Genomic DNA, 290 nt, shown 5'->3' on the forward strand with positions numbered 1-290 from the left:
TTCAGCTCGGGGTTCTACATTTAGTACCTGGCGGTGTCCTACTCTCACATGGGGAAGCCCCACACTACCATCGGCGCATCGGCGTTTCACTTCTGAGTTCGGTATGGGGTCAGGTGGGACCACCGCTCTATCGCCGCCAGGATTATTCCTTTAATAACTTTTCTCTATTCTGCTCCGCTATCTCTAGCGCTCACAACCAAACAAGCTGATAACCTTCAAAACTTTCTCTTTCTTCTCTGAGTTTCGTCTCGTTTATCCAACACCCAAAACCCTTGAGCGTTGTATAGTTA

The 290-nt window shown here is 48.3% G+C and carries 1 rRNA gene; it reads right to left on the reverse strand.

Annotation, left to right across the window (positions count from 1 at the left end):
* Positions 1-25: 25 nt before the first annotated feature.
* A 5S ribosomal RNA gene (gene rrf / locus HMPREF3279_RS05770) occupies positions 26-141 on the reverse strand.
* Positions 142-290 lie beyond the last annotated feature (149 nt).

Source organism: Haemophilus sp. HMSC71H05 (assembly GCF_001838635.1).
GTDB lineage: Bacteria > Pseudomonadota > Gammaproteobacteria > Enterobacterales > Pasteurellaceae > Haemophilus_D > Haemophilus_D parainfluenzae_R.